We start from the raw sequence: 17707 nt of genomic DNA, 5'->3' as shown, positions 1-17707 counted from the left end.
AGGTGCGCGACATGTTGAGCGCCGGCACCACGTTGGGTGGGCGCTACCGCCTGGACGAGCGCATCGCCGGCGGTGGGATGGGTGACGTGTGGCGTGGCACCGACGAGGTGCTCGGCCGCACGGTCGCGATCAAGGTGCTGCTGCCCGCGCTGCTGGAGGAGGCCGGCTTCGCCGAGCGCTTCCGCGGTGAGGCGCGCACCATGGCCACCATCAACCACCCCGGCGTGGTGGACATCTACGACTACGGCAGCGAGGGCGGCACCGCCTTCCTGATCATGGAGTACGTGGAGGGCGACGCGCTCTCCCGCACCCTGTCCCGCGTCGGCCGGCTCACCCCGGCCCGGGCCATGGCGCTCGTCGCCCAGGCCGCCGACGCGCTGCACGCCGCGCACGAGAAGGGCATCGTCCACCGCGACGTGAAGCCCGGCAACCTGCTCGTGCGGCCCAACGGCACGCTGGTCCTCACCGACTTCGGCATCGCCCGGTCGGCCGCCATCGCGCAGCTCACCGCGGCCGGCTCGGTGCTCGGCACGGCCTCCTACATCTCACCGGAGCAGGCCTCCGGCGCGCAGGCGACGCCACTGTCCGACGTCTACGCCCTCGGCGTGGTCGCCTACCAGTGCCTGTCGGGCCAGCGCCCGTTCGAGGGCGACAACCCGCTGCAGATCGCCATGCGGCACGTCCGCGACACGCCGCCGCCGCTGCCCGCCGACATCCCGCCGGCGATCGTGCAGCTCGTCGAGCGCGCGATGGCCAAGGACCCGGCGGCCCGCTGGCCCAGCGCCGCCGCGCTCGCGCAGGCCGCCCGCCGTGTCTCCGGCGCCGGTGGCGCCACGTCGGCCGGCCCCGGCATCCCGATGGCGGCGCCGCTCGGCCCGCCCGGGTCGCCGGTCAGCATGCCGGGCTCGCCCGTCGCGTACACCCCCGTCTCCGGCCCTCCGGTCTCCGGTGGCCCGATGTCTGGTGCGTTCGGCCACCCCGTCTCCGGCGGTGCGCCCACGTCGGGCGCCGGCGGCACGCGGATCATGCCGGGTGGCGCGATCCCGCCGCCGCCGGGTGCTGCCGCCACTGGTGGGCACGCCGCCCGCGGTGCGGCCGGTGTCCCGCCGCCGCCGAGCAACGAGACCGCCTACTTCCCCGGCGACGCCGGTGGCTACCAGCCGACGGGTGGCTACCAGCCGCCCACGCCGACGAACAACAAGCCGGGCGGCAACCGCAACATGCTCGTCGTGCTCGGCGCGGCCGCCGCGGTGCTGCTCGTGCTGTGTGGCGTCGGCGGCATCTGGTACGCCACGAAGGGCGACAACAAGGAAGACCCTGGCGCCACCGGCCCGACGACGGCGGCGGCCACGCAGGCGCCGGCCAGCACGAAGCCGTCCGGCAAGACGTTCAACATCCCGTGCGACTGGAACAAGGTCCAGTCGCGGCAGAACGTGGTGCGGCAGCTGGAGCGGTCCGGGTTCAAGGTCAAGCAGACCCCGCGCGACGACAAGAAGCCGATCCCGGGCCAGGTCACGGAGGTCAAGCCGTGCGGCACCGCGGTAGCCGTGAGCGAGCCGCTCGAGGTGTTCTACCAGGCCGGTGCCGGTGGTGCGGTGCCGTCTGTGGAGCCGTCGGACGACGGCGGCGCGGGCGAGTCGCCGAGTGCCGGCAGCTCGACGTCGCCGGCGGCCGGTGCCAAGCCGTCGTGCCCGCCGGGGCAGAAGCCCGTCGGGACGCTGTGCGTCCCGGCCTAGGCCGGAATGGGTTCTCGTCGCAAGACGTGGCAAGGTAAGAGTCGATGACCGAAGGACGACACGACATGACCGCCCAGCCTCGCCTCCTCGGCGGCCGATACCAGGTCGGGGAGTTGCTTGGCTATGGCGGCATGGCCGAGGTGCACCGCGGCCGCGACCTGCGTCTCGGCCGCGATGTGGCGATCAAGACGCTGCGCACCGACCTGGCCCGCGACGCGACTTTCCAGCTGAGGTTCCGCCGTGAGGCGCAGAACGCCGCCTCGCTCAACCACCCCGCGATCGTCGCCGTGTATGACACGGGCGAGGAGCGGGGCCCGGCGGGCGAGGAGCTGCCCTACATCGTCATGGAGTTCGTCAACGGCCGCACCCTCAAAGAGGTGCTGGCGGCCGAGGGCAGGCTCATGCCGAGACGGGCGCTGGAGATCACCGCCGACATCTGCGCGGCGCTGGAGTTCAGCCACCGGCACGGCATCATCCACCGGGACATCAAGCCCGGCAACGTGATGCTGACCCAGACCGGCCAGGTCAAGGTGATGGACTTCGGCATCGCGCGGGCTCTCGCCAGCGGCGCGACCACGATGACGCAGACCTCCGCGGTCATCGGCACCGCGCAGTATCTGTCACCGGAGCAGGCGCGTGGCGAGCCCGTCGACGCCCGCAGCGACGTCTATGCGTCCGGCTGCGTGCTCTTCGAGCTCCTCTGCGGCCATCCGCCGTTCGTCGGGGACAACCCGGTGTCGGTGGCCTATCAGCATGTCCGGGAAGACCCGCGGCCGCCGAGCAGCAGCAACCGCGACGTGACGCCCGAGATCGACGCGGTCGTGCTCAAGGCCCTGGCCAAGAACCCGCTCAACCGCTACCAGAGCGCCGGCGAGATGCGCGCCGACGTCATGCGCGCGGCGGCCGGCCGCCCGGTCTCGGCACCGCCGGTCATGACCGAGGACGAGATGGCGACCGTGATGGCGGCGCAGACTGCCTACCGGCCGCCGCCGGCCTCGCGTCAGCCCGCCCGCGCCGCGCAGCGGCAGAAGCGCAAGAACTCGACCGGCATCGCGGTCGCGCTCACCGTGCTGAGCATCTTCGCGGTCGCCGCGCTGTCCATCGGGCTCTACCTGGCCAACCAGGACCCGATGGTCGACGTGCCCGACCTCGTCGGCAAGAGCCAGAACGACGCCGCCAACGCGCTGCGCGAGGTCAAACTGGAGGGCGACCCGCGCACCGGATCGAGCGAGAACTGCAAGGCCGGCACCGTCATCTCGCAGAATCCCGGGAAGGGTCAGCAGATCAAGCAGGGCTCGCAGGTCGACTACGACATCTGCGGCGAGCCCACGCTGATCACCATCCCGACCGTGGTGCGCTCCACCGCGGAGGCGGCGAAGGCGCAGCTGACCAACCTCAACCTGAAGGTCGTGGTGGTCCCGAAGGACGGGCCGCAGGCCAAGGACGAGGTCATCGAGTCCGACCCGCCGGCCGGCCAGCAGGTCAAGGCCAACACCACGGTCACGCTCTACGTCTCGAAGTTCAACCAGGCGATCATGCCCGAGGTCGCGAACAAGACCTTGGCGCAGGCGCAGGCGCTGCTCGAGGCTGCGGGCTTCACCGCGGAGCCGAAGACGCAGGACACGCAGGTGACGGACCAGTCGAAGGACGGTCTGGTCGTCGGTGCGTCGCAGCCGACCGGCAAGGTGCTGATGAAGACCGACGTGATCACGCTGCGGATCGGCGTGGCGCCGGGAGGCAACCCGTCCGGCTCGCCGAAGCCGAGCAACTCGACGGCCTCGCCGAACAATTAGTCCGGTTCGGCCCCTTATACCCAGATCACCGTGCGTACCCTGTGGATAACAAGCCAGTTATCCACAGGGTTTTGCACAGGTGGGTCCCTGAGGTCCTACGCGAACGCGGCGACCCGCCGGGCCTCGACCTCGGCGACGAGCTCCGGCGCCCGCTCCAGGGCCGCGGGCAGGCCGCAGGCCGCCAGCCAGTTCGCCAGCAGCTGGTGCCCGCCCTGGGTCAGCACCGACTCCGGGTGGAACTGCACGCCCTCGATCGGCAGCTCGCGATGGCGCATCGCCATGATCACGCCGGACCCGGTGCGACCCGTCACCTCGATCTCCGGCGGCAGCGTCGACTCGACCACCGCGAGCGAGTGGTAGCGGGTCGCGATGAACGGGTCCGGCAGCCCCTTGAGAACGCCCTGGCCGCCGTGACTGACCAGAGAGGTCTTCCCGTGCAGCAGTTCGGGTGCGCGCGTCACGGTGGCGCCGAACGCCGCCCCGAACGCCTGGTGCCCGAGACACACCCCGAAGATCGGGATCTCGCCCTTGTACCGGTCGATGACCGCCATGCAGATGCCGGCCCGCTCCGGTGTGCCCGGGCCGGGGGAGAGCAGGATCCCCGCCGGCTTCGCCGCGCCGACCTCGTCGACGGAGATCTCGTCGTTGCGGCGGACGTCGCAGTCGACGCCCAGCTGACCCAGGTACTGGACCAGGTTGAAGACGAACGAGTCGTAGTTGTCGATGACCAGGACGCGCAACCGGCTCGCCTAGCTCGGTAGGACCGCTGGGGCGGAGGGGGTCTTCGTCGGCAGCTTGGACGGCACCTTCGACGGCAGGCTGGACGGCCCTGTGGAAGGGGCGTTGCTGGTCGGCGGCTCCATCTGCCCGCCGTCACCGGCCGGGTCGTCGGTCTCCACCTGGACGTCGTCGAACGGCAGGATCGGCTCGACCGCCGGGAAGACCTTGTACCAGAGCACGGCCGCGAGCGCGCCGATCAGGATCACCGAGACGAGCGACTTGAGCTGCCACTGCTTGAAGGGGATGTGCCGCCAGATCCATCCGTACACGCGGCTATCCCTTCAGCTCTGCGGGGTCACCGTCGGAGACGGGCTGGCTGTGGTCGAGCTTGGCGTGCACGACGAGCCGCTGATAGTTGTTGAACTTCGGGTTGCACGTCGTCATCGTCAGCAGGGCCTCGGTCGGCGCCACCCCGGGCTTGCCCGGCACCGGCGCGACGACCTGCACCGCGGTCGGCAACACGATCTCGTGGCCGCTGACCCGGTAGATGTACCAGGTGTCCGCGGTCTTGACGACGACCGGATCGTTCGGCTTGAGCTGGTCGAGGTCCCACCAGATCGCCGGCGTGCGGTGCCCGGCCATCGAGAAGTTGCCGATCTGCCCCGGCAGCACGGTGTCCGGATAGTGCCCCGGCGCGTAGCGGATGTCGGCGGGGGTCACACCCTGCACCACGGCCCACTTCTTCTTCAGCCGCGGGATGTGTACCGACGCGATCACCGCCCCGTTGGCGGGCTTGGCGACGGGTGTGGGCGGCCCGGACGGTGCGACGGTGGGGGAGGCCTCCGGCTGGGCCCACTGCTGCTCCAGCTGACGGTTGAGCTCGTCCTGGTGCGCGTCGACGATCGCGGACTTGCCCCAGACCTCGTAGCCGGCGAAGAGCAGCACGATGAGGCCGAACGTGATCAGCAGCTCGCCGGTGCCCCGGCTGACCGCCCGCACGACCGTGCCGAACGTGGTCCTCGTGTATTCGGAGTACACGCTGCGATAACCCTCCTGGGTGCGGACCGGCCGCAACGGCACGACCTTGACACCCTTTGGGATGTCAGGGTCCTGGGTCGCGTCCGGTTCATCCTCAGGGGTGGTTTTTGGTGCTGTTTCCGGCGTTTCGGCCGCTTCGGGAATCTTCGGAAGGACCGTGGTCGCCTCGGCCTGCTCCGTGAACCTCGGTATGTAGGCCGTGGCGTCCGCGGGCGCGGGTCCGGTCTCGGCGGGCGGGCGGTCGTCCCGGATGCGGGGGATCATCCGGGTCGCGATGTCATCCTGATCCAGGGCGCGATGGCGGGGCCGGTGCGGGTCGCTCATGTCAGGACCCGGTCGTGGCCGACCGCAGCGCGGTGGAGCCGTCGTAGGCCTTCGCCTGCACGTCTGCCTCCATCCGCACCTGATAGCCCAGGCCGAAGTTGTCCGCGGCGTCCCTGAACAGAGCAACTCCCTCCGTGTCGTCGAGGGAGCGCTGGAGGCGCACCTGGTCGCCGATCGCGGCGATCTCGAACGGTGGTGAATACACCTGGCCGTCGAGCAGCAGCGTGTTGCCAACGCAGCGTACCGCGCTCGTGGAGATGACCCGGACTCCCATGAGTGTCATCGCCTCGGCGCCGCCGGCCCACAACGCGTTGACCACGGCCTGCACGTCCTGCTGGTGGACGACCAGGTCGTCCGGGCGGGCCCCGGCCGGACGGCTGCCGTCGGGCCGCCTGGGGGCGTCGTCGAGCACCACCACGAGCCCGGGGCCGTGCACGGCGGTCAGGCCCGCGCCGGCCAGCTGGATCTCGCCGCGGCGGCGTTGCTCGTCGACGGCACCGTCCGCGCCCGCCTGCCCCTGCTGCTGGGTCTCGATCTCGCCACGAAGCCGGGCCGCCCGGGCACGAGCGATCGAAATTTCTTGTTTTCTTTCAGCGATCAGATTCGTCAGCTCGGGCCGGCGGTCGTCGCGGAGATCAGTGCCGCCGGCGGTCTTGGCCGTCAGCGAGAAGAGCAGCCCGGCCGCCAGGAACACCAGTGGTGTCGCCGCTGACCAGCCGAAACGCTGCCCTTTGCGCGGGTGCGGCAGCATAGCGCGACCGAGCCTGCGCAGGGCGCGAGCCCACGAGGAGCCGCCTGATGTGTACTCCACGACGACCCCTCCCCGCAGACGCGTGCCGACTTGACTACGCTAGACGTAGAACATTATTCAGGCCGACGCTGGCGGAGGTGGCGGCGTCACGTGGATAGTGTTGGCCAGACGACCCCTCCAGGAGAGCGCCGTGCCGAAGTCGACAGTTCGTAAGAAGAAGGTGTACACGCCGCCGGCGGAGTTGCGCCCACAGGAGACGGTGGCCGCCAAGCGCCGTCCGAGTCCGATCTGGGTGCCGATCCTCGCGGTGAGTTTCATCGTGATCGGCATCGGATGGTTGGTCGCGTATTACCTGACGCAGGGCTTCTTCGACGTGGAAGCGTTCTCCGCCGTCGCCAAGCTGCAGTACTGGAACCTGGCCATCGGGTTCGGGTTCCTCGTGGCCTCGCTCGGCGTGCTGTCCAAGTGGCGTTGATCTAGACCCGCGTTGCCAGCCCCTTCGGCGCATCCTGTGCCGAAGGGGCTTCTTGGCGTTATCTCGTCCCAATGTGAGAAGGGTGTCATAGCGTTTGCTGCGACAAACTTCACGTTACTCATGGGTAACCAAGGGGACTAAGGTCTTCTGAAGGACCAGCGGCGTTGGAGGCATCGGCATGGGCCCAGTGCAGGTCATCGCGACCAGTGTCGCGGCGGTGATCACCGTCGTGGCCACCGTGCTCGTCGTGCGCACCGTGCGCCGGATGATCTCGGTGGTGCGGCTGGGTCAACCCGACCCGTCCCGCGGCGGCTCCCGAGGCTTGCGCCTCAAGACGATGCTCGCCGAGACCCTCGGCCACACCAGGATGCTGCGCTGGGGTGTCGTCGGCGCGGCGCACTGGTTCGTCATGATCGCGTTCATCGCGCTGTCGTCGCTGGTGCTCGAGGCGTACTTCGAGGTCGCCATCCCCGACCACGGGCTGCCGGTGATCGGCGCCTGGAACGTCTACGGCCTGGTCACCGAATGGATCGGCGTGCTCGGCTTCATCGGCATCCTGGTCCTGATCGGCATCCGCCTGCGTAACCTGCCGAGCAACCCCAACCGGCGGTCCCGCTTCACCGGCTCGACGATGTGGCAGGCCTACTACGTCGAGTACACCATCCTCGCGGTGCTGCTCTGCGGCTTCTTCATTCGCGGTTTCAAGGCCGCCAACGACACCCTCGAGTGGCCGGTGTGGGCCGCGCCGGTCAGCCACGGCCTCGGTGCCCTGCTGCCCGCCAGCGCCGCCGCCGTCAGCCTCATCGCCATGGTGAAGATCATCGTCTCGATGACCTGGGTCATCGTGATCGCGAGCAACATCACGATGGGCGTCGCCTGGCACCGCTTCCTGGCGTTCTTCAACATCTACTTCAAGCGCAAGCCGGGCGGTGCCGGCTCCGGCCTCGGTGGGCTGCGCCCGATGATGAGCAAGGGCGAGCCGCTCGACTTCGAGGAGGCCGACCCGGAGAAGGACCAGTTCGGCGTCGCCGAGGTCGAGCAGTTCACCTGGAAGGGCATGCTCGACTTCTCCACCTGCACCGAGTGCGGGCGGTGCCAGTCGCAGTGCCCGGCCTGGAACACCGGCAAGCCGCTCTCGCCGAAGCTGCTGATCCTGAGCCTGCGCGACCACGCCTACGCCAAGGCGCCCTACCTGCTGGCCGGCGGCTCGACCGCCACCGACGAGGCGCTCGCCAAGGTCGACGTCCTCGCGCTCGCCGAGAAGGACCGCCCGCTCATCGGCGGCGTCGACGAGAACGGGGTCATCGACCCCGACGTGCTCTGGTCGTGCACCACCTGCGGCGCCTGCGTCGAGCAGTGCCCGGTCGACATCGAGCACGTCGACCACATCGTCGACATGCGCCGCTACCAGGTGCTCATCGAGTCCAACTTCCCGACCGAGGCGGGCGTCATGCTCCGCAACCTCGAGAACAAGGGCAACCCGTGGGGCGCGGCCCAGTCCACCCGTGACGACTGGACCAAGGGCCTCGGCTTCGACGTGCCCAACGTGGCCGACGGCGGCGACTTCGAGTACCTGTTCTGGGTCGGCTGCGCCGGCGCCTTCGAGGACCGCGCGAAGAAGACGACCCGCGCCGTCGCCACCCTGCTCAACGAGGCCGGCGTGTCGTTCGCGATCCTCGGCCAGGGCGAGACCTGCACCGGTGACCCGGCCCGCCGCATCGGCAACGAGTTCGTCTTCCAGATGCTCGCGCAGCAGAACGTCGAGACCCTCAACGAGGCCGGCGTCAAGAAGATCGTCGCGACCTGCCCGCACTGCTTCAACACCCTCGCCAACGAGTACGGCCAGCTCGGCGGCCACTTCGAGGTCATCCACCACACGCAGCTCCTCGCGCAGCTGGTCTCCTCGGGCAAGCTGACCCCGGTCCAGCCGCTCGACGGCGCCATCACCTACCACGACCCGTGCTACCTGGGCCGGCACAACCGGGTCTTCGCGCCGCCGCGCGAGGTCCTGGGCGCCGTCGCGGACACCGCCAAGCAGGAGGACGCCGGGCTGGTGGAGATGGACCGGTTCGCGGAGCGCTCGTTCTGCTGCGGCGCCGGCGGCGCGCGCATGTGGATGGAGGAGCGGATCGGCAAGCGCATCAACGTCGAGCGCGTCGAGGAGGCGCTGTCCACCGGCGCGAAGACCGTGGCCGTCTCCTGCCCGTTCTGCCTGACGATGCTCGGCGACGGCGTGACCGGCAAGAAGTCGGCCGGCGCCGCGCCGGAGGACGTCGAGGTCGTGGATGTCGCGTCCGTACTGCTGCGGTCGCTGGCGTCCAAGGATTCTTGACAAAACGGACTTTTAACCCTTAGCTTGGTCAGCGCTGGCCGATGACGTTCATCGCCATCGCCAGCGCGACCAGGACCGCCGCGGCCGTCGCGATCACCCGGAGGCCGCGAAGGGTCTCGCCCACCGCCGCCTTGCGCGCGGTCGGCACGAGCGCCTTCGTGCGGGTGTAGTCCAGCCGGGCCCGCTTCGCCTTGTTGTTCGCGCTGCCGGCGGCGAACCCGGCCACCACGGCTATGCAGACACCGATCAGTGCCGCTCCCATTCCGCCCTCCTTGCGTCGTTTCCACAGCATCCGCGCTGCCAGGGAAGGCGAGAAGACCCCGAAAGAGGGAGGGTGATCTACGCCTCTCTATGTCAACCGGTGCCGCCGTCGGCGGGTTGTGGGTTCACGTGGAACAATCGGCTGTCACCTTGAAGGGATCGTCGCGCGCGCGTGTTCACCACCCTGTTGCCCCTATTGGCCTTCGCGCTGCTCACCGCGGCGAACGCGGGCTTCGTCGCGGCCGAGTTCGCCCTGGTCACGGTCGACCGGGCGGAGATCGAGCAGCAGGCCAGCGCCGGCGACCGCAAGGCCCGCACCGTCCGGCAGGCGCTGCGGGAGCTGTCGTTCCAGCTGTCCGGCGCGCAGCTGGGCATCACCATCACCGCCCTGCTCGCCGGCTATCTGGCCGAGCCCGCCCTGGCGCACATCTTCGAGCCGGTGCTGGAGCCGGTCTTCGGGACGATGACCAAGGGCGCCGCCCACGTCGCCGCGCTGATCCTGGCCACCCTGCTGTCGATGCTCTTCGGCGAACTCGTGCCGAAGAACGCCGCGCTCGCCAAGCCGATGCCGGTCGCCCGGGCGACCGCCGGCCCGCAGCGCATGTTCTCCAAGCTGTTCTCCTGGCTGATCACCCTGCTCAACGGCTCCGCCAACTGGGTCGTGCGGCGCTTCGGCGTCGAGCCGCAGGAGGAGCTGGCCAGCGCCCGGTCGCCAGAGGAGCTCGGCCTGCTCGCCGCGATCTCCGCCCGCGCCGGCGCCCTGCCGCGGGAGACCGCGGTGCTGCTGCAGCGCACGATCCGCTTCGGCGACAAGCGGGCAGCCGAGGCGATGACCCCGCGCGTCGACGTCGTCTCGCTGCGCGCCGACGCCACCGTAGCGGACCTGCTGACGCTGTCGGTGCAGACCGGCAAGAGCCGCTTCCCCATCTACGTGCAGACGCTCGACCAGGTCACCGGCGTCGTCACGGTCACCGACGCGCTCGGGGTGCCGCCGGTGCGCCGGCCCACCACCCGGGTCGGCGCGGTCGCCCGCGAGCCGGTGTTCGTCCCGGAGAGCCTCGACCTCGACGGCGTCCTGCACGCGCTGCGCCGCGGCGGTGCCGACTTCGCGATCGTCGTCGACGAATACGGCGGCACCGACGGCGTCGTCACCGTCGAGGACCTCGTCGAGGAACTCGTGGGCGAGATCGCCGACGAGCACGACATCGAGGAGGAGCCGACCACCGCGCACGGCATGCCCGACCTCACCGCCCCCGGCGACGAGCGCACCATGCTCGTCGACGGCGTGCTGCGGGAGGACGAGCTGGCCGAGGTGACCGGCTTCCGGATGCCCGAAGGCCCCTATGAGACGCTCGCCGGCTTCCTGATGGCCCGCCTGGGCCGCATCCCCGCCGTCGGCGAGACCTGGAAAGAGGACGGCTGGGAGTTCACCGTCGTGGAGGTCGAGCGGCGCCGGATCGAGCAGGTGCGCGTCGTGCGTCCGGAGGCCTTCGATGAATGAGCTGCTGATCACGGTACTGCTGCTGCTGGGCAACGGCTTCTTCGTCGCCAGCGAGTTCGCGCTGATCGCCTCACGGCGCACGGTGATCGAGCCGATGGCCGCCACGTCACGACGCGCCCGCACCGCGCTGCGGGCGATGAGCGAGATCCCGCTGATGATCGCGGGTGCGCAGCTCGGCGTCACGATCTGCTCGCTCGGCCTCGGCGCCCTGGCCGAGCCGGCGCTCGCCCACGGGCTGGAAGGGCCGTTCGAGGCGCTGCACGTACCGGAGCAGCTGATCCATCCCGTGGCGTTCATCCTGGCGCTCGGGGTGGTCGTGTTCGCCCACACCGTCGTCGGTGAGATGGTCCCGAAGAACCTGACCCTCGCCTCGCCGGAGCGCGCGGTGCTGTGGCTCGGCCCGCCGATGCTCGCATTCTGCATGGTCTTCAAGCCGGTCCTGGTCGCCATGAAGTGGGCGTCCCGCACGATCCTGTCGCTGTGGCGGATCGAGACGACCGGCTCGGTGAAGACCGTCTTCACCGCCGAGGAGCTCGCCGGGCTCGCCGCCCAGGCCACCACGGAGGGCCTGCTGGCGCCCGAGGAGCACGCCCGGATCACCGGCGCGCTCGCGCTGAGCCAGCGCACGGCCCGCGACGCGCTGCGGCTCTGGTCGGAGATCACGACCGTGGCGGAGGACGTCTCGCCGGCGTCGCTGGAGGTCCTTGCCACCCGCACCAACCGGTCCCGCTTCCCGGTCGTCGACCGGGCGTCCCGGCGCGTGCTGGGCTTCGTGCACGTCAAGGACGTCATCGGCTTCGTCGGCCCGCAGCGGCGCGCCCCGATCCCGCCCGACCTGATCCGCCCGCTCGGCATCGTGCCGCCGACCCGGACCCTGGCCGAGCTGCTGCTCGCCATGCGCCGGGAGCGGCAGCACATCGTCCTCGTGAGCGACGGGCGCGTGCCGATCGGCGTGGTCACCCTCGACGACGTCCTCACCGCGGTCGTCGGCGGCGAGCAGGCCGTCCCTCTTTAGGGTTTTGCCGCGATCCCGGCATCCGCATTTCGGCATAATGTCCGGTTATGCGTATGTGGCCCCCCGTTCTGCTTGCGCTTGTCTCGGTGGTCGCGGCCAGTGGCTGCGCGGCTCGCCGGGTGCCTGTCGAGACGCCATCGGCCCCGCCGTCCTCCGGTCGTGGCTCGGTGTCCGCCGTGCCGACCGAGGCGGCCCAGCCGGCCTCGGCGCCGGCAGCCGCCACGCATCCGGCGACCGGCATCCGGTACTCCTTCGACGCCGGCGTCATCGGCCCGGTCCTGGACGGCGCGGGCAGGCTGCCGCTACGGGTCCGCAAGGTCGGCGGGGAGCTGTCCACGGTGCCGCACAACGGCGGACTCGCGGTGCGTTTTCCGCAGCCGTGTGAGCATTACGGTGCGGAGAGTTGTGCCCGCGCCATCCTGCAGAGTGGCCCCGCGGAATTCCTCAATCCAGGAAGCGGCGCGTTCACCTATGGCGCCAGTGTGCTCGTAGCGCCGCATGAGACTTCCAAGGGCGCCAATGTGCTGCAAAAAGGGTTCTCGGTTGGTGACAGTCAGTTCAAGTTGCAGGTCGACGGCGCCGCGGGGTATCCCAGTTGTGTGATTGTCGGCACTTCTGGACCTACCATTTACGTAGCCCTCGCGTCGCTGACCGTGGCCGACGGGCGGTGGCACCGAATCGAGTGTTCGCGCAGTGACGCCCTGCTCACAGTGGCTGTCGACGGTCAGATCAAGGGAAGATCACCGATCCCTCCGTCACTGTCCATAGTGAACCCGGATCCACTCTGTATTGGTGGCAAGGGAACCAGTGCGAACAACGACCAGTTCATCGGTGCAATTGATGACGTGTATGTCACCGGAGTGGCCTGACTTTTCGCCCAATTCGGACAACAATCGTGGATCGACTTGCCCGTTGGGAGCGGTCGCCATACCGTGATTTCCGGTCGGATGGATGTCCGCGCCCAGCACGGGCGCGCCAGACGGCACCGCCGAGTCAAATTTTTGAACCGGGGACCCACCTGCGCCATTTGGGGTGAATCCGCGACACGGTCGCGGTAGGACGACCTTCCCGTCCGAACCCGTCAGCTAACCCGGTAGGCGGCTGGAAGAAGGAGTATCTCCTCGATGCGGCCCAACCGTCTGGTTCGGCTCCTCGTCGCTACACTCGGCGGTCTGTCGCTCGCCGTCGGGATCACCGGAGTCGCCAAGGCGGACCCGACCCCGGCCGAGCTCGAAGCGCAGATCGACAAGAAGTGGAATGAAGTCGAGCCCATCATCGAGCAGCACAACCAGCTCAAGGGCGAGCTGAAGGCCAACCTTGCGAAGCAGACGGCACTCAAGAACCAGATCGACCCACTCCAGGCGCAGGTCGACACCGCCCTCCTGCGGGTCAGCGCGTTCTCGGTCCTGCAGTACAAGACCGGCCGCGTCTCCAGCTTCAACGCGCTGATGACGACCGGCTCGCCGGACACCTTCGCCGAGCAGCTCGTCATGCTCAACATGCTGGCCAAGGACGAGGCCGCCGGCATCAAGGACGTCATGGACAGCAAGAAGGTCCTCGACGACCAGAAGAAGCCGCTCGACGAGCTGATCGCCACCCAGAAGGCCGCCGAGGCCGAGATGGCGGCCAAAGAGACCACCATCAACGCCGAGATCAAGCAGCTCAACGACATGCGCACCAAGGCGTATGGGTCCAGCGGCGCGACCGGCGAGCTGCGCCCCGTCGCCTGCCCGGTCGAATACTCCGGTGGCGACGCCGCGAAGGCCGCGCAGGTCGCCTGCCAGCAGATCGGCAAGAAGTACGTGTGGGCGGCCGAGGGTCCCAACACGTTCGACTGCTCCGGCCTCACGCTGTACGCGTGGAAGCAGGCCGGCCACACGCTGCGGCACTACACGAAGTGGCAGTACTCGGACACGAAGCGCGTCAGCCGGGCCGACCTGAAGGCCGGCGACCTCGTCTTCTTCTACAGCGACCTGCACCACGTCGGCCTGTATGTGGGCGGCGGCTGGATGGTCCACGCCCCGACCTCGGGTGACGTGGTCCGCATGAAGAAGATCGACAGCGCACCGATCGCCGGCTACGGCAGGGTCGGCTAGCTTCCGGTTCCTACGTGGCGGTGGGCCAGGTCCTCCAGTTCTGGTAGGACCGGCTCGCCGTCGGGCCGCGCTGGCCCTGATACCGGCTGCCGTAGACCTCTGAGCCATACGGGTGCTCCGACGGGCTCGACAGCCGGAAGATGCACAGCTGCCCGATCTTCATCCCCGGCCAGAGCATGATCGGCAGATTGGCCACATTGGACAGCTCGAGCGTCACGTGCCCGGAGAACCCCGGGTCGATGAACCCCGCGGTCGAGTGCGTCAGCAGCCCGAGCCGCCCGAGACTCGACTTGCCCTCCAGCCGCCCGGCCAGCTGATCGCCGAGACTGATCACCTCGAGCGTCGAGGCGAGCACGAACTCACCCGGGTGCAGCACGAACGGCTGCCCGTCCTCGACCTCCACCATCGCGGTGAGATCGTCCTGCTGCGTCGCCGGGTCGATGTGGGTGTACAGGTGGTTGTTGAACACCCGGAACCAGCGGTCGAGCCGCACATCGATGCTCGACGGCTGGACCAGGTCTTTTTCGAAGGGCTCCAGCCGAAGTTGGCCGTCGGCGAGCTCTTTTGTCAGGTCACGGTCGGAGAGCAGCACGCTGTCGACCCTATTACGCCGCCTCTTCGGCGGCCCTCGCGGTCGCCTCGTTGATCTTTTTGATGACTTTTGCAGTGATCGCCAGCTCGTCCTCGTCGAACTCCTCCAGCGCCCCGCGCATGTGCCGCCCCAGCGGCGCGAAGAACGCCTGCGCCAGGTCCTTCGCCGGCGGCCGCATCACCAGGTGTACCCGCCGCCGATCGGCCATGTCGTGCCGCCGCTCGACATGGCCGGCCCGCTCGAGCCGGTCCAGCAACGCCGTCGTCGCCGCCGGACTCAACCGCAACGTCCTGGCCAGCTCCCCGGGCGTGAGCGGCGTGTCCTCCTCCGCCGCCCGCCAGATGTACGCCACCGCGTTCATGTCCGTGCGGTGCAGCCCGTGCGCCCGCGTGAACACCTCCACGAACCGGTCCGCCTCGAGGTTGAACTGCCGGAGGAGGTCGATCAGCGCGTCGGTGTCACCCACCGGACCATTGTCCTTCATTCGTGGAATCACACACTTTTCGTACACGTGTACGAGTAACTTGGAGGCATGGCGACGTGGGCATCATTCTCCGCGGCCGAGCCCCTCCTGGCGACGGCCATCCGCACCCTGATCTGCCAGTACGGCCCCGGCATGGGCTACCTGGCCACCATCCGCCCCGACGGAGGACCCCGCGTCCACCCCGTGATGCCCGTCATCACCGATGAGGGCCTCTACTGCTTCATCCTCCCCTCCCCGAAACGCCACGACCTGGACCGGGACGGCCGCTACGCGCTGCACAGCTTCCCCGCCGAGGACACCTCCGACGAGGCGTACCTCTCAGGCCACGCCGCCCCGGTCATGGATCCCCTGGTCGTGGCCGCCCTCGCCCTGCAGATGCGCGCAGCCCAACGCGTGGACTGGAAGCTCTACGCCCTCACCATCGAGGTAGCGATGATCGTCCAACGCGACTCGCCCCTCACCTCCACCAAGACCCTCTGGCGCGACCGCTTAGCCCGAGTTCCCAGGGCCCGCCGGAATGGTCCGTGCACGACGCCCGCGGATTCGGTACAGTAGGCGTCGCTCGCGGGTGTAGTTCAATGGCAGAACATCAGCTTCCCAAGCTGACAGTGAGGGTTCGATTCCCTTCACCCGCTCGGACCTGGGGACCCCCGGTTCGCGGAAAGCGCGAACCGGGGGTCCTTCGCCATTCCAGCCTGGGGCCCGAGCCCCAGACCCCACGATCTGTGGTGCTCACCGTCGTGGCTCCGACTACCAAGCACCTTCATCCCCTTGTCGGCTGGCACCTAGCTGTCGGATCGGGACGGTCTTCGAGCAGTTGCCGTCGCCAATCGGCGAAGCGCGCGCATGGCGCTGAGGTGGTCGGTGTCGGCGCCGCAGAAGGCGAACCGTCTGTCGGGGTAGCGCTCCAGCATGGCGAAGGGGTCGGCCAGGACGCCGAGGTCGAAGCCGACGATAGCGTCATTTTCAGGCGGGTCGGTGAAGGTGGTCCTGGTTGCTCGGTCAACTCGAGGCCGACGACTCTCGTGGATACCTATAGCATCGATGCTATGGCCTGGGCTCCGTTGAGTTGGAGCCAGAGGTTCGGGAGTGGCTCGAAGAGCTGACGACTGTGCAGTTCGCCCGTGTGGCGTTCTACATCGACCTCTTGGCAGATGATGGGTCGCTGCTCGGTGAGCCGTACACCAAGCAGCTCGACGGCAAGCTTCGTGAGCTGCGGTTTCACCTGGAGCGTGACGCCGTGCGGATCACCTATTGGATCGCGTCAGGAGAGCGGATCATCCTTCTCACGGTGTTCCGTAAGACCCGCGACCGCGAGACCAGTGAGGTCAAGCGGGCTCGGCGGGCACTGGCGCGATGCATGGCCGAAATGCACACCGTCGAAGAGGGGGCTGAGGAATGAGCGGCCGCAGCGATTGGAACGAACTGCGCAGCCGGCGGATGGCCGAGCCGGGCGCTGCTGAGGCATACGAGTCGACCAAGCTCGCGTTCGAGCTGGGACGAGCGGTTCGGGAGCTTCGCGAACGCCGCGGCTGGAGCCAAACCGAGCTGGCGGATGCAGCCGCGATGACGCAGTCTGCGGTGGCACGCTTCGAGGCCGGTGGCACAGTGCCGACCTTGCCGGTTCTGGAGCGACTGGCGCGAGCACTCGACGTCGAGCTGGCGGTCGGATTTCACGCCAGGCCCGATGCGGCATGATCGAGTCGGCGTGCCATTAGCGTGCCATTAGGGCAGGCGTCGTGGGGGCGCTCCAGGCCGCTCAAGGCAGACCCGGCAATAGGTTATGAGCGTCTGAGGCGCAGAACCTGGCCGACGATCCATACGAGGGTCACGGCGGTCCATGGGGCCGAGCTCTACCCTCAGCAGCTTGGGTTCCACGAGCCCTGGGACGGCGAGTACGACACCTGAGGTGCACGCCGACATGGTCGGTTCAATGGGCTCTCCTGCTTGCGAGGCGCCGAGCGCTCGCGCGCCATCGCCAGACTCTCAGCTTGCTGTGCGTCAATGGCGTGACTCGTCGCAACTGGTCAGTGGACTACCGTGAACGTGAGTCACGTGACGGTGGAGGTGCAGGATGAGCAAGGACGACGCCCGAGCGCCGCTCGGGTCGCGCTACGCGGACCAGCGTCCGTACGTCGTCGTGACCGACCTGGGCGAGTTGCGTGGGCCGACGACCGGTGAGGCACGACTTGACCGGCGGCTGAACTGGTCGGGGCGAGCTGTCTACGATCTCGGCAACCCTCGACGGTTGGCGAGTATGTACGAGACCGTGCTTCGTGAGGCCACGCATGTCGAGGAACTGCACACGTGGCTTGATGGGCCGACGTTGCTCATACTCTGGCCTGATCTCGTGCTGCCACCGCAGGTTCGACAGCTTTGGGAAGCCCAGTTCCCTGACCTTGCCACCACGCGGCAGCCTGCTGCCTAGTGATGCGCGACAACGCACCGACGCACCGACGGCTCGCGGAGATCGGACTGCAGGCCGGTGGACCGCTGTCGCCGCTTCCTGAAGACTGACCCCTAGCGGATTTTTGAATCTTGACCCCTCCTCTTTGAGGATCTTGGAGGGTGTTGAGCGTGGAGGACTGG

The 17707-nt window shown here is 68.7% G+C and carries 18 protein-coding genes, 1 tRNA gene, 1 pseudogene and 1 riboswitch; of the genes and pseudogenes, 13 read left to right on the top strand and 7 right to left on the bottom strand.

Going from position 1 to position 17707, the window contains the following annotated elements; translation table 11 throughout:
* Window positions 1-11 precede the first annotated feature (11 nt).
* Together ACZ6TV_RS00100 and pknB are read left to right on the top strand one after the other, a co-directional pair.
* Window positions 12-1268 (top strand): annotated as a pseudogene (locus ACZ6TV_RS00100) (serine/threonine-protein kinase); the annotation flags it as partial.
* A 533-nt stretch (window positions 1269-1801) separates the two neighbouring features.
* The gene (pknB, locus tag ACZ6TV_RS00095; RefSeq protein ID WP_465294858.1) at window positions 1802-3529 is read left to right on the top strand and encodes a Stk1 family PASTA domain-containing Ser/Thr kinase; all 1728 of its coding nucleotides are present in this window, start codon (window positions 1802-1804) and stop codon (window positions 3527-3529) included.
* Window positions 3530-3624: 95 nt separating this feature from the next.
* Here the strand turns inward: pknB and ACZ6TV_RS00090 are convergent, their stop codons facing one another.
* The 4 genes from ACZ6TV_RS00090 to ACZ6TV_RS00075 form a co-directional block, all read right to left on the bottom strand.
* Window positions 3625-4269 carry an aminodeoxychorismate/anthranilate synthase component II gene (locus ACZ6TV_RS00090; RefSeq protein ID WP_465293643.1) on the bottom strand — a complete coding sequence of 215 codons (645 nt, stop codon included), beginning with the start codon at window positions 4267-4269 and terminating at the stop codon, window positions 3625-3627.
* Window positions 4270-4278: 9 nt separating this feature from the next.
* Window positions 4279-4578, bottom strand: coding sequence for a hypothetical protein (locus ACZ6TV_RS00085; protein WP_465293641.1), 300 nt, complete (start codon window positions 4576-4578; stop codon window positions 4279-4281).
* Between the two features lie 4 nt (window positions 4579-4582).
* Window positions 4583-5329, bottom strand: coding sequence for a class E sortase (locus tag ACZ6TV_RS00080; RefSeq protein WP_465293639.1), 747 nt, complete (start codon window positions 5327-5329; stop codon window positions 4583-4585).
* Window positions 5330-5612: 283 nt separating this feature from the next.
* Window positions 5613-6422 carry a DUF881 domain-containing protein gene (locus tag ACZ6TV_RS00075; RefSeq protein WP_465293637.1) on the bottom strand — a complete coding sequence of 270 codons (810 nt, stop codon included), beginning with the start codon at window positions 6420-6422 and terminating at the stop codon, window positions 5613-5615.
* Window positions 6423-6552: 130 nt separating this feature from the next.
* On the opposite strand from ACZ6TV_RS00075, the gene ACZ6TV_RS00070 reads away from it, so the two are divergent.
* A complete protein-coding gene (locus tag ACZ6TV_RS00070) occupies window positions 6553-6837 on the top strand; it encodes a cell division protein CrgA (protein WP_465293635.1) in 285 nt (94 codons plus the stop codon).
* A gap of 178 nt (window positions 6838-7015) precedes the next feature.
* Window positions 7016-9169: a (Fe-S)-binding protein gene (locus ACZ6TV_RS00065; RefSeq protein ID WP_465293633.1), complete on the top strand. Its 2154-nt coding sequence runs from the start codon at window positions 7016-7018 to the stop codon at window positions 9167-9169.
* Window positions 9170-9197: 28 nt separating this feature from the next.
* Here ACZ6TV_RS00065 and ACZ6TV_RS00060 read toward each other — a convergent pair whose 3' ends face one another.
* Window positions 9198-9431: a hypothetical protein gene (locus ACZ6TV_RS00060; RefSeq protein ID WP_465293631.1), complete on the bottom strand. Its 234-nt coding sequence runs from the start codon at window positions 9429-9431 to the stop codon at window positions 9198-9200.
* 171 nt (window positions 9432-9602) lie between these two features.
* Between ACZ6TV_RS00060 and ACZ6TV_RS00055 the strand changes: the two genes are divergently transcribed.
* The 4 genes from ACZ6TV_RS00055 to ACZ6TV_RS00040 all read left to right on the top strand — a co-directional run bounded on the left by ACZ6TV_RS00055 (window position 9603) and on the right by ACZ6TV_RS00040 (window position 14042).
* Window positions 9603-10931, top strand: coding sequence for a hemolysin family protein (locus ACZ6TV_RS00055; protein ID WP_465293629.1), 1329 nt, complete (start codon window positions 9603-9605; stop codon window positions 10929-10931).
* Entirely contained in the window at window positions 10924-11946 is a 1023-nt protein-coding gene (locus ACZ6TV_RS00050) for a hemolysin family protein (RefSeq protein WP_465293627.1), read from the top strand. Before ACZ6TV_RS00055 ends, ACZ6TV_RS00050 begins: the two co-directional genes overlap by 8 nt.
* 176 nt (window positions 11947-12122) lie before the next feature.
* On the top strand, window positions 12123-12815 hold the full coding sequence (locus tag ACZ6TV_RS00045; RefSeq protein ID WP_465293625.1) for a LamG-like jellyroll fold domain-containing protein: 693 nt from the start codon (window positions 12123-12125) through the stop codon (window positions 12813-12815).
* A gap of 107 nt (window positions 12816-12922) precedes the next feature.
* A riboswitch (cyclic di-AMP (ydaO/yuaA leader) is annotated at window positions 12923-13062 on the top strand.
* 8 nt (window positions 13063-13070) lie between these two features.
* Complete coding sequence (locus tag ACZ6TV_RS00040; protein ID WP_465293623.1) at window positions 13071-14042, top strand: C40 family peptidase; 972 nt, start codon at window positions 13071-13073, stop codon at window positions 14040-14042.
* A 10-nt stretch (window positions 14043-14052) separates the two neighbouring features.
* On the opposite strand, the gene dcd is transcribed toward ACZ6TV_RS00040, so the two are convergent.
* Both dcd and ACZ6TV_RS00030 read right to left on the bottom strand, forming a co-directional pair.
* Window positions 14053-14634, bottom strand: coding sequence for a dCTP deaminase (gene dcd / locus ACZ6TV_RS00035; RefSeq protein WP_465293621.1), 582 nt, complete (start codon window positions 14632-14634; stop codon window positions 14053-14055).
* A 13-nt stretch (window positions 14635-14647) separates the two neighbouring features.
* Window positions 14648-15100, bottom strand: a complete 453-nt coding sequence (locus tag ACZ6TV_RS00030) for a MarR family winged helix-turn-helix transcriptional regulator (RefSeq protein WP_465293619.1) — start codon at window positions 15098-15100, stop codon at window positions 14648-14650.
* A gap of 66 nt (window positions 15101-15166) precedes the next feature.
* Here ACZ6TV_RS00030 and ACZ6TV_RS00025 point away from each other — a divergent pair, with 66 nt between their 5' ends.
* The 5 genes from ACZ6TV_RS00025 to ACZ6TV_RS00005 all read left to right on the top strand — a co-directional run bounded on the left by ACZ6TV_RS00025 (window position 15167) and on the right by ACZ6TV_RS00005 (window position 17546).
* Window positions 15167-15673 (top strand): pyridoxamine 5'-phosphate oxidase family protein, encoded by a 507-nt coding sequence (locus ACZ6TV_RS00025; protein WP_465293617.1) that lies wholly within the window; start codon window positions 15167-15169, stop codon window positions 15671-15673.
* 9 nt (window positions 15674-15682) lie between these two features.
* Window positions 15683-15753: transfer RNA gene (locus tag ACZ6TV_RS00020), tRNA-Gly, on the top strand.
* A 434-nt stretch (window positions 15754-16187) separates the two neighbouring features.
* Window positions 16188-16520 carry a type II toxin-antitoxin system RelE/ParE family toxin gene (locus ACZ6TV_RS00015; RefSeq protein WP_465293615.1) on the top strand — a complete coding sequence of 111 codons (333 nt, stop codon included), beginning with the start codon at window positions 16188-16190 and terminating at the stop codon, window positions 16518-16520.
* The gene (locus ACZ6TV_RS00010) at window positions 16517-16816 is read left to right on the top strand and encodes a helix-turn-helix domain-containing protein (protein ID WP_465293613.1); all 300 of its coding nucleotides are present in this window, start codon (window positions 16517-16519) and stop codon (window positions 16814-16816) included. The genes ACZ6TV_RS00015 and ACZ6TV_RS00010 overlap by 4 nt, the downstream gene beginning before the upstream one ends.
* A gap of 376 nt (window positions 16817-17192) precedes the next feature.
* Window positions 17193-17546, top strand: coding sequence for a hypothetical protein (locus tag ACZ6TV_RS00005; protein WP_465293611.1), 354 nt, complete (start codon window positions 17193-17195; stop codon window positions 17544-17546).
* Window positions 17547-17707: the final 161 nt, after the last annotated feature.

It is taken from the genome of Dactylosporangium sp. NPDC051087 (assembly GCF_055586325.1).
This window is presented reverse-complemented; position numbering and strand designations above follow the sequence as displayed.